The organism is Enterococcus sp. AZ194, from assembly GCF_051713825.1.
In the GTDB taxonomy this organism is placed as follows: domain Bacteria; phylum Bacillota; class Bacilli; order Lactobacillales; family Enterococcaceae; genus Enterococcus_K.
Window position 1 is genome coordinate 2,100,296 of sequence record NZ_JBIOQR010000001.1, and the last position, 15,315, is coordinate 2,115,610.

At 38.3% G+C, this 15,315-nt stretch carries 16 protein-coding genes; all 16 read right to left on the minus strand.

The features are described 5' to 3' along the window. Positions 1-112: 112 nt before the first annotated feature. On the minus strand, positions 113-1,381 hold the full coding sequence (gene dltD, locus IGI37_RS09695; RefSeq protein WP_438761526.1) for a D-alanyl-lipoteichoic acid biosynthesis protein DltD: 1,269 nt from the start codon (positions 1,379-1,381) through the stop codon (positions 113-115). Positions 1,382-1,383: 2 nt separating this feature from the next. Next, positions 1,384-1,623, minus strand: coding sequence for a D-alanine--poly(phosphoribitol) ligase subunit DltC (gene dltC / locus IGI37_RS09700; protein ID WP_438763627.1), 240 nt, complete (start codon positions 1,621-1,623; stop codon positions 1,384-1,386). A 22-nt stretch (positions 1,624-1,645) separates the two neighbouring features. Further along, entirely contained in the window at positions 1,646-2,851 is a 1,206-nt protein-coding gene (gene dltB / locus IGI37_RS09705) for a D-alanyl-lipoteichoic acid biosynthesis protein DltB (RefSeq protein WP_438761528.1), read from the minus strand. Next, a complete protein-coding gene (dltA, locus tag IGI37_RS09710; protein ID WP_438761529.1) occupies positions 2,848-4,371 on the minus strand; it encodes a D-alanine--poly(phosphoribitol) ligase subunit DltA in 1,524 nt (507 codons plus the stop codon). The genes dltB and dltA overlap by 4 nt, the downstream gene beginning before the upstream one ends. Positions 4,372-4,380: 9 nt before the next feature. Then, positions 4,381-4,521, minus strand: coding sequence for a teichoic acid D-Ala incorporation-associated protein DltX (locus IGI37_RS09715; RefSeq protein ID WP_438763628.1), 141 nt, complete (start codon positions 4,519-4,521; stop codon positions 4,381-4,383). Between the two features lie 256 nt (positions 4,522-4,777). After that, positions 4,778-5,488 (minus strand): response regulator transcription factor, encoded by a 711-nt coding sequence (locus IGI37_RS09720; RefSeq protein WP_438761530.1) that lies wholly within the window; start codon positions 5,486-5,488, stop codon positions 4,778-4,780. Next, on the minus strand, positions 5,481-6,953 hold the full coding sequence (locus tag IGI37_RS09725) for a sensor histidine kinase (protein ID WP_438761532.1): 1,473 nt from the start codon (positions 6,951-6,953) through the stop codon (positions 5,481-5,483). Before IGI37_RS09725 ends, IGI37_RS09720 begins: the two co-directional genes overlap by 8 nt. Before the next feature lie 44 nt (positions 6,954-6,997). After that, complete coding sequence (locus tag IGI37_RS09730) at positions 6,998-8,089, minus strand: serine hydrolase domain-containing protein (protein WP_438761534.1); 1,092 nt, start codon at positions 8,087-8,089, stop codon at positions 6,998-7,000. A 332-nt stretch (positions 8,090-8,421) separates the two neighbouring features. Beyond that, a complete protein-coding gene (locus tag IGI37_RS09735) occupies positions 8,422-8,943 on the minus strand; it encodes a GNAT family N-acetyltransferase (RefSeq protein ID WP_438761536.1) in 522 nt (173 codons plus the stop codon). A gap of 113 nt (positions 8,944-9,056) precedes the next feature. Next, positions 9,057-9,509 carry a MarR family winged helix-turn-helix transcriptional regulator gene (locus tag IGI37_RS09740; protein ID WP_438761537.1) on the minus strand — a complete coding sequence of 151 codons (453 nt, stop codon included), beginning with the start codon at positions 9,507-9,509 and terminating at the stop codon, positions 9,057-9,059. Positions 9,510-9,788: 279 nt separating this feature from the next. After that, on the minus strand, positions 9,789-10,592 hold the full coding sequence (locus IGI37_RS09745; RefSeq protein WP_438761538.1) for a gluconate 5-dehydrogenase: 804 nt from the start codon (positions 10,590-10,592) through the stop codon (positions 9,789-9,791). Positions 10,593-10,605: 13 nt separating this feature from the next. Further along, the gene (gene kduI / locus IGI37_RS09750) at positions 10,606-11,448 is read right to left on the minus strand and encodes a 5-dehydro-4-deoxy-D-glucuronate isomerase (RefSeq protein ID WP_438761539.1); all 843 of its coding nucleotides are present in this window, start codon (positions 11,446-11,448) and stop codon (positions 10,606-10,608) included. Between the two features lie 14 nt (positions 11,449-11,462). Continuing rightward, positions 11,463-12,461, minus strand: coding sequence for a PfkB family carbohydrate kinase (locus IGI37_RS09755; RefSeq protein WP_438761541.1), 999 nt, complete (start codon positions 12,459-12,461; stop codon positions 11,463-11,465). Positions 12,462-12,466: 5 nt separating this feature from the next. After that, positions 12,467-13,111 (minus strand): bifunctional 4-hydroxy-2-oxoglutarate aldolase/2-dehydro-3-deoxy-phosphogluconate aldolase, encoded by a 645-nt coding sequence (locus tag IGI37_RS09760; protein WP_438761543.1) that lies wholly within the window; start codon positions 13,109-13,111, stop codon positions 12,467-12,469. 206 nt (positions 13,112-13,317) lie between these two features. Continuing rightward, positions 13,318-14,076, minus strand: a complete 759-nt coding sequence (locus IGI37_RS09765; RefSeq protein ID WP_438761545.1) for an IclR family transcriptional regulator — start codon at positions 14,074-14,076, stop codon at positions 13,318-13,320. 554 nt (positions 14,077-14,630) lie between these two features. Continuing rightward, the gene (locus IGI37_RS09770; RefSeq protein ID WP_438761546.1) at positions 14,631-15,299 is read right to left on the minus strand and encodes a DUF624 domain-containing protein; all 669 of its coding nucleotides are present in this window, start codon (positions 15,297-15,299) and stop codon (positions 14,631-14,633) included. Between the last annotated feature and the right edge of the window lie 16 nt (positions 15,300-15,315).

A 15,315-nucleotide genomic window follows, 5' to 3' on the forward strand; every position in this document is an offset into this window, starting at 1 on the left:
ATCAGCCCCATTTGACATAGAGCTAGATTTTCCTTGTGAGTACTTGTCTATTGCAAACAAACTCTCTTATGAAGGCATAGACACACTGTCTAATCGTTTAAATTTATTAAACTTATTCCTTCAGATCATCGGGCGCCATCTGTTGCCAATCCTTTGACAAAAAGTCTGAATTAATTTGGTGCGTAGAATCTGTTTTTGTTTTTGCTTCCATAAACGGCTGAATATACTCATCACAAGCTAACCAGCCACGCCAACCTAGATGGATCGTATCTTCCATAAAGTAATCAACTGTTCCCTCAGTTGTGAAATCAGCAATATTTGTAAAACCTTGGCTCGTTAGCTGATAACGAATCTTTTTATCAAAGCCTGATAAAACTTCATTTGGCAATCCAGTATAATCCATCCATTTTTGATTGATTGGAGGAATAATAAATAGAACCTCCACATGATTTTTAGCAAACTCCTCTAAGACTAATTGAAAATCACTAAATTCTGGACCGAAACGATACTCCAAGTCTTTTTGTGACCCCTTCATTTTTTCTATACGATCCGCCAAGTGACTCGCATAAAAGGTATTTTTTATTCCTAAAGAATTATTCGTTGTTTGCGAGCGTCCCTCTTTATTCGCTATTGAAATCAGCTTATTATAATCATATTTATGTGGTAATTTATCGGCAGCTCGGTCAATTTTATTCTTCAAGTTTTTGCCAAGACCAATCCCACCGAACAACTCATCTTCTCGCGTAAAAATAGCTAACTGACTTTTAAGCTTGTTCTTTTGTTCCCCAGTCGGTAAGTTCCCCGCTTTGACTTGATTTAATACATCTACTGCTAGTTGATTATGGTTCACTTTTGAAAATTCAAGCAAACGATTCGCATAATACGCCTCTGCTTCAGAAACTTCAGTCAAAGAAAGTAGCCAACCATAGATCTGTTGCTCCGAATAATAATTATCAAAGTAAGGCTCCTTCACACCATCTTTAACAAACCATTGAGGGGAAATGATAAAGACTGCTTTTTTGTTTGCCAATTCTTTTGACATTGATTGAATAATAGAAAACTGAGTGAGTGATTGTGTGCCAGGTGCGCCAATTAAAAAGGGTGTATAATTTCGATTATACTTTTGCGCGAGTACAGAAGGATGCATTGAACTCACGCGATTTAACTCAGAGGAGCCAAAAAAAGGTACGTATTTCCCTGTTTCAATCGCTTGGTTTTTAATACTATCCCCTCGAAAGACACTATTACTCATTGCTGTAGATGCTTGCGCTAATATTTTTGGATCGCTCGAATTTATCTTCCAAGGGCCTAGAAAGACAACCCCTAGAAGGACCGCTGCAGATACTATCGGTCCAAAAATAGAGAATAGTCGCTTTTTCATCATTAAGCCTGTAAAGCTTCTACTTTACTGATAATTTTAGCGGGTGTATTCCACTCATCACGGTCAAATTCTGAAACAGGGACCTGCACACCCAATTGTCCTTCTAATTCCACTAACAATTGAACGGTTGCTAAGGAATCCATCAAACCTTCTTCAAATAAATCCACCGATAAATTTTCTTTTACTTCATCTGTCCCGATAATCATTTCTAAAATTTCTAAAACTTTTTCTTTTGTTGTCATCATTTATTCTCTCCCTTATTATCTAAAATAATAGCTGATCTAAAATTCCTGAAAAAATCAGGAAGCTAAAGCAGACTGCATGAAATGTTACTACGATTGAAAAAACTTTGGTCGCTTTATTTGATGGTAAATTCTTACCCTTCTTTTTCTTAAAACGAATCCAAGCATCGTTCCCGCAAATAAGTAACGCATGATACAGTCCATATAAAACATAGTACCAAGTCAAACCATGCCAAACACCCATGATTAGAAACAAAGCAAAATACCCAACATTTGAGGCAACAATTCGACTCTTAAAGACTTTCTTTTTGATTAAAGTAAACATCAAACGCATATAAATATAATCTCTAAACCAAAAGGAAAGGCTCATGTGCCAACGATTCCAGAACTCTTTGATGTTTGGTGCCAGAAACGGCTTGTTAAAGTTGACTGGTGTATCATAACCCATAAGATTGCTGACCCCGACCGCAAACAAACTATAACCGGCAAAGTCAAAGAACAGATACAAGCTATAAACATACATGTAGCCAAAAAAACTCCATGAGAATAAGCCATGACTCATGATTTCTTTTGTTACACCTGGAAGCATCACTTGGCCAAGATAGTAACCTAAAATAAATTTGTAGAAAAAACCTAAAAAGATATTCCAAACGCCCTTTTCCAAAAAGTCGACATATTTTTCTTTGGAAGGTGCTTCTAACAATTCTTTTTCGAACCGTCGATAACGATCAATCGGTCCTGAGGAAATTGTCGGGAAAAAAAGTAGGAATTGAATATACCGAAATGGATGGTACTCTTTAATCAACCCATCTCTCATTTCCATAATCATCTGAACAGATTTGAATGTCAGATAAGAAATCCCTAAGAAGTTAAAAATAGACGCTTGCCCATCAAAAAACGGCGTTACTTTCACTAAAAATAGCGGCAAAATTGCGGCTGCAACCGCCAAATAAAAGATACTCGAACGATTGTTCGGCTTTTTTGTGCGGTAATAATGATACCCATACACGAGTAACGTTTGGAAAATAACATAACCAATCAGTGCCACTCCTTGTTGCCAATACTGGCCGCCAAAACTAATATACAAGAAGACTAATGTTAGAGCGATTTGATACCAGCCCCACCGTTTGCCTTTGTACAGCAACAATAGAATCATTGGTAATAAGGCAATGATTAGCCAAATAAAATACAGAGGATTTGCATAAGGAATCATATGCTCAAATTTCATAAAGGATTCACCTCATTTATTAGGCTCTTCCGATCAATTTTCCCGTTAGCAGTCTGTTTCAAATGATCAACATAAACAAACCGCTGAGGAATCATATAGTCCATAACAAATTCACTCAATGATTCTTTAATCGCTTTGGTTAATTGGAACTCTTTTTCAAATGAATGTTCTTCAGGAACGACGTACGCAATCAGTTGTTCCACTTTATTTTCCACATACCTTGGCACTACGACCGCTTGTTTGACCAAAGGAAGACTACTCAAATGATGGTCAATATCCTCTAGCTCAATTCGGTACCCATGAAATTTCACTTGAAAATCAATGCGTCCCTCATACAGCAGAAGCTGACCTTTTTCCGTGTCGATAATACGGCCACTGTCCCCTGTGCGATAAGCGGCCTGTCCTTGGTGTTTAAAGAAAGCGGCTACCGTTTTCTCTGGATTGTTCAAATATCCTTTAGAAACGCTGGGGCCATTAATGATTAATTCACCAACTTGCCCCTTCTCTACTAGCGTATCTCCATCCATACAGAAAACACATGTATCCTTTTTCACATAACCAATCGGCACACGACTGTAAGTTTCCAATAGTTCTTTTGTCACCTGAATACCCGAAATAGCCACCGTCGCTTCAGTCGGTCCATAGGTATTATAAATTTCTGCCTCTGGAAAACGTTCAAGTAAAGCGGCTGCCGTTTTCTTAGGCAACTCTTCACCACAGAATAAAAAGCGCTCAATACTTGGAACGTGCGCTTCATCAAACGTCGGCTCCATCAAACAAATTTTCATAAAACTTGGTGTTGATATCCAGACATTAATGGCTAGTTTTGGTAACGTCGTAAACAAGGTCTTGAAGTCATTAATTACTGATTTTTTTAATGGAACTAAACAACCACCTGATGTTAACGCAGGATAAACGCCCATCACAGATAAATCAAATGAGTACGGAGCTTGCGAAAGAAATTGCATCCCTTCTCTCAAATGAAAATCTGACAGCTCCCAATTCACAAAACTAACTAAGTTATCATGACTTATTTGAACCCCTTTTGGCACACCTGTTGTTCCAGATGTAAAAATTATGTAGTAAGTCTGTTCGTCCTCTACAAGTTGTCGTTCATAAGTGCGTGCTTCCTCCGCAAATAGTTCAGAAATTTTTTTATTATCTACCAACGGAATCTGCGTCTCAGGACCTTGCCAATCACCAACACTAATAATCAGCTCTGGACTCGCTACTGAAAGAATCAGCTCCACTCGATCTTTTGGTGTGGTTTGTTCAATTGGAATGTAGGCTCTGCCCGTTTTTGAAGCTGCTAGAAAAGCCACTAACATCTCAAATTCAAGCTCGCCATATACCACAATTGGTGCCTTACTTTTGGCTGTTACTTCTAGAAAAGCTGCCAGTTTATCTGACCACTCAATTAATTGACCATACGTATACGTTTGTTCTTCACGGTAAACCACTCTATTCGGGTCAATTTGCCCCCAATGCTCAATTGCTTGAACAATATTTGTCACGTTCATAGAAACCTCCTAAAATTCATTATAAATAAATGATCCACCTTGGATATTTTTATAATGATAAAGATAAATTAATAATAGGATTACACAGAAATAGAAGACGGTTTTCCCAAAAAAAAGGAGTCCGTTTCGAACGGCTTCATTCTTTAACAACTGCTTCACAAAATCCCTCCCTTGACACTTCTTTACTCTCTCATTGTACAAGGAAGGAATTAAATTAAAGTTATAAAATTGTAAACATTCTATAAACTGGAGATAAACTTTTCAGCCCAATTCTTGCGTTTTCATTATTATTTTCATTATTTTCTCTATGAAATTCGCCTTTTTTCAGAAAAACCCAAAATAAAAACGACTACTTGCCCATCTTTGGTCCAAGAAGTCGTCCTTATATTTATTTAATCGTATTGGCTCATTTTTCTGCTTGAAATCGATAACCCGCTCCCCAAACCGTTTGAATATATTGAGGATTGGCGGGATCTTCTTCCACTTTTTCACGTAAACGATTGATGTGAACCGCCACCGTGCGAATATTCCCTAGAGCATCCATCCCCCAAATTTTTTCATAAAGTTGTTCCTTACTAAACACAATTTCAGGGTTTTGCATTAAGAAAAGTAAAAGCTCATACTCCCGGTGTTTACAATCCACCTCAACATCCCCCACATAAACACGGTGAGTTTTCGAATTGATTCGAATATTCCCTAGTTGGATTTCCGCCTCTTCTGCCGGTTCAAGTTTCCTCTGTCTCTCTCTGATTCGATTGTATTGGGCAATATTCGCCTTAACACGCGCCACCAATTCTGTTGGAGAAAAAGGTTTAACAATGTAATCATCCGCGCCAATCCCCAGACCTCGTAGCTTATCTAGCTCCTCAACTCTTGCAGTCACCATTATGATGGGAATATCCACTTTGTTCCGAATTTTTCGGCAGATTTCATACCCATCCATTCCGGGCAACATCACATCCAACAAAATCAGTTGATAGGTCCCTTTTAGTGCTTCTTTGTACCCACCGATGCCCTCGTTTTCAATGTGGACAGTGTACCCTTCCATTTCCAAAAAATCTCGTTCAATCATCGAAATATCTTCATCATCTTCAACAATTAACACTCGTTTATTCATTACCAACAGTCTCTTCCCCCTTTACTGGTAGCGTAATAAGAATCGTCAACCCACCCAATGAATGATTACGCGCTTCTATTTTCCCATTAAAGCCCTCAACAATCTTCTTAGAAATTGCTAAACCTAAACCAGTCCCTTTACTTGGATTGGTGCGAGATTTGTCATCTCGATAAAATAATTCAAACAAATTATCCAAGTTTTCTGTCGGCACCCCTTCACCATTATCTGTAATAGAGAGAATCAGCTGATCAGCCTCAATACGATAAGTAAGCGTTACTTGAACTTCATTTTTCTGAACATATTTTGAAGCATTTTCAAACAAGTTCGTTAGCACCGTTCGAAATTGGACAGGATCTACCTTTAAATTAACGGTCTCTTCAGGCGCAGCCAAATAAATGTTGACCCCTTTATCCTGATACTCATGCTGCATCAAATGGACGGCTTCATCAATCAGCTTTTGGTTGGTTGTCTCGACCAATTCAAATGGAAATTCGCCGGTATCTAATTTAGAAAATAAAAATAGCTGTGCCATGATTTGATCCAAATCTTGAATTTTTCGTTTGATCGTTTGGAAATATTTTGTTCGCATTTGTGGGGTGCTTGCAACCCCTTTTTCTAAGCCCTCAAGGTATGCTTTGATTGAAGTCAACGGTGTGCGTAAATCATGAGAAATCCCTGCCACTAGCTCGCGTCGATTCGCTTCTAATTTATTCTGAGCATCTACCATCATTTGTAACTGATGTGCCATCTCGTTAAAATCGTCCACTACGAGTAAAAACTCATCCGGTTCAGTATAACGAATTTGATAATCCAACTGCCCCGCACGAATTCGATAAAAACCCTCTGTTAATGTCTCTAAAGGCTTCTCAATACTTTTTGTGACGCTTTTTGTCAGATAACGACTTGTCAAAATAATAATCACTAGTGTCCCGATAATCATCAGCACAATAATATAAAACAGCACTTTTTGATAATCCCTATCCCATAACGGGTCTTGGTAATACAAATCATTGTAATAATTATTATTCACTAAAATCACTTTGTACTTATTGGCTTCAAACGAGGTCACAAAAATTTGGTCTTTTAAATAACTATGCTCCCCATCCTCAGACAAAACCGCATCTCGCATCGATGTGTCGATAATTTCACCAACAGAATGGACTTGCGTTTTTCCTTGATAGACGATTAAAGCAATATTATCGCTATAATGCTCTTTATAAAACTTATCCATATCCGACTGAACCTTTTTATTGGTGGCGTCATCAGATGACCACTTAATCACAAGACTTTCGACTGTTGCATACTGCGCACGGAACTCCTTATTTTTGTTCATCGCGCCCTCATCAACGCCCCAAAAATATTGCCAAACTAAAAGAAAGGCAAATGAGGCAACCAGCAAACTCAATAAAACGGGTACGGCAATCATTAATATATGTGAAATAAATAAACGTCGCTTAATCGTCATAACTTTGGACATCCCCTTCTATTAATTATTGCGTCTGGCAATGACTAGTGCAACCGCTCATAAATCATTTCAGCCAATGAACCCGTATCGGTAGTTCCTTGTTGATTACTGATTAAGATGACCCGTGTTTGATTCTTTTTATCGCCATAAACACACGTGTTATAACCACCCAATGAGCCACTGCTAATTTTTAGGTCACCAGAAAACCAGAAACCACTACTGTACCCACTCGTAACGACAGCCGTCATTTCATTATACATTTTTTCTGACAAAATCTCGCCATTTTCCATCGCTTTTTGAACCTTCCATAAATCACCAGCAGACATAAACAAATTGCCAGCACCTAACAAGCTAGAAAAAAGGGGCTGAGATTCTGGAAACGAAGCCCAGGCAGCTTGATAGTCTGTTTCATTGACCTCATCATACATATAACCCAAAGGAATGGTCTGATTATTTGGCAACTGATCCCAAAAATACGTCTGTTTGAGATTTAAAGGGGTACTGATTTTTTCGGTAAATAATTCTTCATAACTTTTCCCTGTTATCATTGATAAGATTCCAGCCAATAATGTATAGTTAGCATTCGTATAAGTAAAGGTCTGATTATTACTGACCGTCATCTCGGATAATACAAAGTCCAGTTGTTCTTTTTGGCTCGTCAAAAGCGTGTCTGGTTCTATCTCATCCATAATAATTCCGGAGCTGTGATTCAACAAATCTCGAATGGTCATATGAGCGCCTCGTGTAAGAGTTGGATAAAACTGCTCAACAGTCTCATCATAGGATAGTTTCCCTTCTGAAACAAGCTGTTCAATCATTATCGCAGTCATACTTTTTTGAACAGACGCAACCGGATAAGCCATCGTCTCCGCATTTTTTTGCTTCAACTCCTCATTGGCATAACCATAAGCCCGTTCGTAATATACTGCTTCATTTTTAATCAACAAAACCACTCCTGCAAAATGATACTCAGATAACAACTGATCGACAAAGGTGGTCTCCTCATCCTTAGATAGTTGTTTTGTTTTCAATTCTTGTTTCTTTCGCAAAAAACTACCGAATAGGAGCACAATCACAATAATTACCAGTAGCATCCATACGATTTGTCTTCTTTTAGTCGCTCTTCTTTTCTTCACCGTCTGCACCTTCATTTTTGTTATAAAAACCGTTCCCCTCTATTCTACCAATCATCACTAGAAAAAAGAAACGGAAAAGTCGCTCTCTGCAAATAAAGTCAGCCTGAAAAAAATACAGCACCACTAAAAAAACTAAGGCATTCTTCTGAGATTCCAGAGAGAAGACCTTATTTTTTTGATTGAACGGACTCCGTACACAAGAAAGGGTGACAGAAGTGTTTCCCTTCAAAAATCCAGTACGATGCAACGGCAACTCATACTTCATAGCGTTTTACAGCATTATGCTGGGGATTTTGGAAAATCGCTTTGACCTTTCAGAAATTCCAGCTTCATTAGATAGTTTTTAATAGAAGCAAATCCGTCTGCTCTTCTTCTCCCATAAAAAAGGAATGTGCACCGACCTCTTTAAAGTCTTGTCGTTCATAAAAAGCTCGCGCCTTATGATTAAACTCCCAGACACCCAACCAAATAGAAGTTTTGTGCAAACTTTTGGCAATTTCTTCTGCTTTTTTAAGACCTGCACTGCCATACCCCTTCCTTTTATGAGCAGAACGAATATAAATCCGCTCCACCTCAAGAGCATGAGGCTGAAGATCTTCTGATTGCGCTTGCCCAATGTTTAGTTTTATGTAACCAACAATCTCTGTTCCTTTTTGCATAAAGAAAAAGAAACTGTTCTTTTCGTTCAGCTCTTTTTTTAGCTGCTCCTCATTATAGGCTTGCTCTAAATAATCAACCAAGGCCTTTTCTGTATTCTGTTCAGCAAATGTTGCCGTATACGTCTCAATACTCAGCGCGCGAAGGGTCTCTACATCAGCAATCGTACACTGCTTCCACTCTAAATTATTTTCCATCTCACTCAACTCCTAGCTAATCCTTTATATCTAATCTAAGACCTAGAATTTCACTTCAAAATTCTTGGGTCTACTATACGGTCAATAAATGGTGCCTACCAAAGCAGCCCCTTCTAGTATTTTCTTTTTCCACCACTTTTTACGAAGTGCCAGTCTTCATTAACGTTCTCTTTGACTTTTTGCAATAATCGATATAGCTCTTTTTGTTCTTTTGCGGGCAAACCATCCAGAGCTGCTTTTTTGGAATGCTCATTTTCTCGTAGTATGAATACCGCTCTATCATTGCCTTTAGCGGTTGTCTGAAGATGGATAATTTTTTTGTTCTCTTCATCCATCACCTTTTCAACAAAACCTTTTTCGACCAAACGTTGAATCGCCCGCGAAGCTGTAGAGCGATCCACCTTAATCATTTCCGCTAACTGTTCAGGAATGATTCCTTTATTTTCATAGATTCGAACCAAATATACATACTGCCCACGAGTCAATTCGAATTCTTTAAATTCAATGTTTGCAATCGAATCCAACGCCCGTGCAATCACACCAATTTCACGTAAAATCTCTTCCACAAACTCACCTCCACTTTTTTATGATAATAAATTATTGTTGCAAATGCAACAATAATTTTGTTCGATTCACAAAAAGCCAATAACTAAAAAAACAGATAACCTCTGCACCACAAAACTTGCGGTATACAGAAATTATCTGATTTTTTGATTGTGTAAAAATAGGTGGAAACGACCAATCTCTCTTGGTGACCCTTTATATTGAAAGGATCTTACTTCCACACCCATCATCTACTTGGATATTTCGATGTCAGAGATTTGCTTAAATATCGCTTTCTCAGCTTAAGGTTGTTTACCAATGTAAGCTAAGATTCCGCCATCCACATATAAAATGTGTCCGTTGACAAAATTTGAAGCATCAGAAGCTAAGAAAACTGCTGAACCAGCTAAGTCATCTGGTTCTCCCCAACGTGCTGCTGGTGTTTTAGAAATAATAAATTGATCAAACGGATGTCTTGAACCATCTTCTTGTAACTCACGCAATGGAGCTGTTTGAGGTGTTGCAATGTAACCAGGGCCAATGCCGTTACATTGGATGTTTGCTTCCCCAAACTCAGAACAAATATTTTTCGTTAACATTTTCAGCCCGCCCTTAGCAGCTGCATAACCCGCTACTGTTTCACGACCAAGCTCACTCATCATTGAACAAATGTTAATGATTTTTCCGTGACCTTTTTTAATCATTGAAGGTAAAACAGCTTTTGACATAATAAACTGTCCATTCAAATCAATATCAATTACTTGACGGAAATCGTCAGCTGTCATTTCTAACATTGGGATACGTTTGATGATTCCAGCGTTATTCACTAAAATATCAATCACACCAACTTCAGATTCGATTTGTTTTACGCCTTTTTCGACAGCCACTTCATCAGTGATATCAAAAACAAACCCATGCGCTTTAATGCCGATTTCTTTGTAGTTAGCTAAACCTTTTTGCACGCCTTCTTCAGAACGATCGTTAAATACAATCGTTGCGCCAGCTGCAGCCAAGCCCTTTGCAATCTCAAAACCAATTCCGTAAACAGCCCCTGTAACTAAGGCAATCTTGCCATTTAAATTAAACATATCCATTGAAAAACTCATTTTTAGTTTCCTCCTATTTTAAGTCGCCCATATCTACCATATCCATGTCTGTGTAAGTGATATTTTCGCCACACATTGACCAGATAAACGAATAATTTCCAGTACCGACGCCTGAGTGAATTGACCAGCTTGGTGAAATCACCGCTTGATCTTGATCCACTACTAAGTGTTTTGTTTCATCAGGTTTACCCATCATATGGAAAACCTTCGTATCATCTTTTGCAAAATCAAAATAAACATAGGCTTCCATACGACGTTCATGCGTATGACAAGGCATTGTATTCCAAGCACTACCTGGTTCTAAGATTGTATAACCCATTTGCAATTGGCAACTTTCGCAAACGTTTGGATGAATGTATTGATAAATCTTACGTTCATTCAATGACAAACCTTCTCCTGCTTCCATTGGTTTCACTTGGTCGATACTAATCTTAACATTTGGATATTTGTGATGTGCAGGAACGCAGCTCACGTAGAATTTAGCTGGGTTCTTAGGATCTGCAGAAGAAAAGACCACATGTTTTGTTTCTTTTCCGATATAATAACCGTATTGTTTTTTCATCTCTTCTTTTTCGCCATCGATTTCGATGAATCCAGGTCCACCAATGTTGATAACCCCTAATTCACGACGCTCTAAGAAATACTCTACGCCTAATTCTTTATCTAAAGTAATTTCTAATTCTTTTGTTGTTGGTGTCACACCACCAAAAATCATACGGTCATTATGTGTATAAGTTAAGCTAATTTCACCCGGTACAAAGACTTTTTCTACTAAAAATTCTTGACGCAATTGTTCTGTTGAGTAATGACGGATATCTTCCGGACTGTGTGTGTAACGATTTTCCATGTTTTGCATTGTTTAACGACTCCCTATCTTATTATTTTTCCAGAGCCAGCAGCTAAAAAGCTATTGACTTCTTCTTCACTAAATTGATTGCAATCGCCATGAACTGTGTGCTTCAAAGCGGATGTAGCTGTTGCAAATTCGATCATTTTTTGTGGTTCCTCTTGATTCAAAAGACCATGCAAGATTCCCCCACAAAAGGCATCTCCTCCACCCACACGATCGACAATTGGTACAATCTCTTGGGTAGCTGATTGGTAATACGTTTGATCCATCCATAACGTACCAATTAATTGGTTGTCAGAAGCCGAAATGACTTCTCGTTTGGTAGAATAAAAAACAGAAATATTCGGGTACAGCTCTTGTATTTTTTTGTAGTAATAGGGTAGCTCTTCATTTGGCTGAGGTGTGATACCTAATAAGTGAATCGCATCTAGGTAACCCGCCGAGCAATAATCTACATAAGGAAGTAAGGTTTTTAAGACGCGTCCCGCTTCTTTTTGTGTCCAAAGCTTGCCACGATAGTTGATATCAAAGCTAACTTTACAGCCATGCTTTTTCGCTGCCTTAATTAATTCAAGCGTCAGCGTTTGCCAAGAGGAACTAAGTGCTGGCGTGATACCAGATACGTGGAAAATATCCACATCCTTAAACAGTTCTTCTTCGGACCAGTCAATCGAAGTCATTTCGGCAAAGCTTGAATGAGCTCTATCGTAGACAACCGAAGCGGCTCTTTGACCAATCCCTGATTCTAGGTAATAAGTGCCTAACCGCTCTCCACCAAACAGCAAAAATTCTGTTCCCACATGATATCGTTGAAGATGCTTTTTGACTGCTTCTCCTAACGCATTGTCTGGAACCTTACTGACAAACGATGCTTCATGTCCATAATTTGCTAGGGAAATCGCCACATTGGCTTCCCCGCCACCATAATGAACGGCTAACGTATCACTTTGGGCTAGTCGTGTTCCTTGACTAGTAGAAAAACGCAACATAATTTCACCAAGCGTAATGACTTTTCCCATACGTGTTACCCCTTAATTTCTTTAAGTTTCGCCGCATACTGTTTTGCCACTTGCGTTACTTTATCAAAATCACCAACTGCTGCTGGCGCTAACAAATTACCACCAACACCGACAGCAACAACGCCTGCTTTAAACCAATCAGCCATGTTGTCTAAGCTAACCCCACCTGTTGGCATAATATTCAATTGCGGGAACGGTGCTTTAAATGCAGAAACAATACTTGGGCCATACGCGCTACCTGGGAACAGTTTGATAATATCTACGCCACTCTTTAAAGCTGTTTGCATTTCTGTAATAGTCATACAACCAGGCAAATAAGGAATTTGATACAAGTTACAAAGTTCAGCCGTTTGTAAATCAAAGCTTGGGCTTACGATATATTGGGCCCCTGCCATAATTGCTAAACGAGCAGTTGTTGCATCAAGAACAGTCCCTGCACCAATCAAGACTTCTGGTTGGTCTTTATAAGCCGTTGCTAATTCACGAATCACTTCATCAGCTTGAGGAACAGTAAAAGTTAACTCGATACCGAAAATTCCGCCTTTTATAATCGCGTGACTCGCTTGAATCGCTTCGTCTTTTGTTGCTCCACGAACCACAGCGATGACGCCAGCATTTTTTAAACCAATTAACGTTTCTACTTTTTTCATCCGATTCACTCTTTTCTTATTTGGAAATCTTATTTTATCATAAAGAAATCATATCTCTATTATACGAGATGCAGAAAAAAATGCAACCGTTTCACGTCATTTTCTTTTTTAAATTTTCTTTTTAACCATGTCTCTCTTTTTCATCTACCAAAAAAGAATGAGGCTGGGCGCAGAAGTAACTCCTGTCTCAACCTCACTCTTAAACTTTATTTACTCAGTTTTTGCTCAATCATTCCCTTGACCTCTAAAACCTCACGAATAATTTTTGCTTTCAATTCTTCATTAATTCGGTACTTCGGCATACTAATACTAAATGCCCCAACTACTTTTTGATTCGCGACAAGCGCTGTCCCAATACAAAAGATATCTCTTTCGACTTCTTCATCATCAAAAGCAATTTTCTCTTGTTGAATCCTCTTCAACTCTTTTCTCAACTTCAACGGATTCGTAATCGTTTCTTCAGTATAAGGAACCAATTCGTTCTCATTCAAATAAAGATCTACATCCTCAACTGGCAATTCTGCAAGAACTGCTTTACCCATCGCAGAATTATACAGAGGACGCGTCACACCGATTTTCGAAGACATTCGAATCGTTTGATTTTTGGGCTCAAGCTTATTCACATAAAGAATTTCTTGATTGGCTAAAATCCCTAGATGAATCGTCTCATCTACCTGCGCTTGCAGGCTTTCCAAATAAGGCTGTGTCAGCTTCACCAAATCTAATTGTTCAATGTTTTGATTGGCATAACGAATCAATTTACTACCTAAACTATATCGTTTATCCGTATTTCTATTCACGTACCCAATCTGCACAAGTGTGTCAAGAATCTTCAAAGTAGTCGAAGCTGTCATCTGTGTGCCTTCCGTGATTTCTTGAAGGCTACTATCTGGGGTATTAGACAAAAAATCTAAGATAGAGGCCGCTTTAATTAAGACAGTGCCATAAGGTTTCTTTTTTTCCACAACAGGATTCTCCTTTTCCGTATAAGAAAATAATAGGCTGAATCCGAAAAAAAAGCAAGTCACTAAAAAATTTTTTTAAAAAAATCAAAGGCTCGCTTAATTACTAATAAAAAATCTTACTAGAACAAAGCGGTGAACAAATATGCAAAAACTCTAAGATAACAGTCAAAAATATTTCAGTAAGAGGCCAGGACATGACTTATGAAGTTATGCTCCAAACTCCGCCGAATAAACGATGGGCATAGACCAACTCTGTAAAAGCCATACCCCAATCTCATCAATTTCTATAGGTGAAAGACCTTAAGAATTGAAAAACTACGTTCCGTTCTTGTCAATTTCTACGCATGGACGACATGTTAGAAGGTTCTTTGCTGCTGTAAAACACGGCGAAGTAGGAGTTGATGTTGTACCGTATCAATCCAGTTCTCAGAGTGAAACACCTCTGTTCCGACCTCCTTGTTTAGCAGTTAACACAAATAACCATCACAGCAAATCTACCTACGAAAGATACGTAAGAGTTTCCTGGATGGTTTATGTGTTTTTTTCAGTTTTGATTAAACCGTGCGTAAGCTTTTAGTCATTTGAAGACAGTTTAAATAAATTGCTCCGAAAAAAATGACGGGCGTCACAAGAAAGCCAAATTGTGGCTTGACTAGCATTAGGATAGGAACGGCTAGCAGTAAAATAGTATTTAATAGACTAACATACCATTTTTTTAGCGAAAAATAGAAAGAAGTCTTATAAATGATCTTACTCTTTAGTTGTGGATTTCTCACTTGAAAATAAAAGTTATTGATACTTACACTAAGCGCCATCAAAATGAGAATAAAAAAGAACGGAATAAACCATTTCCCACTAGATAATCGCAAGAAAAAGAGAATATCCATTCCCGCGATTAGACTAACTAACCAACCAATGCCCCCAAGCGAAATACTTTTACGCCAGACAAGTCTATAAAGCATAAAAAATTGTTTGGCAGGCTCGATATCTTTCTCTTCTCGCCATTTATTCAACCAGGCAATAACCGTTAAAGAAGACGGGATGAAAAAGAGCAAGGCTAGACTAAATAAAAGAATGTTTCTACTATCGATAGCCGTCGTGATAGCGACTAGAAAAAACGGACTATTCACGAGAAGAAAACAAAGATTTCCGATTAATATAATATAGGCCCAACGAAATAGTTTCATATAAATGTTATTTTCAAACGCTTGCTTCTTAAACATACACTTCTACTCCTTT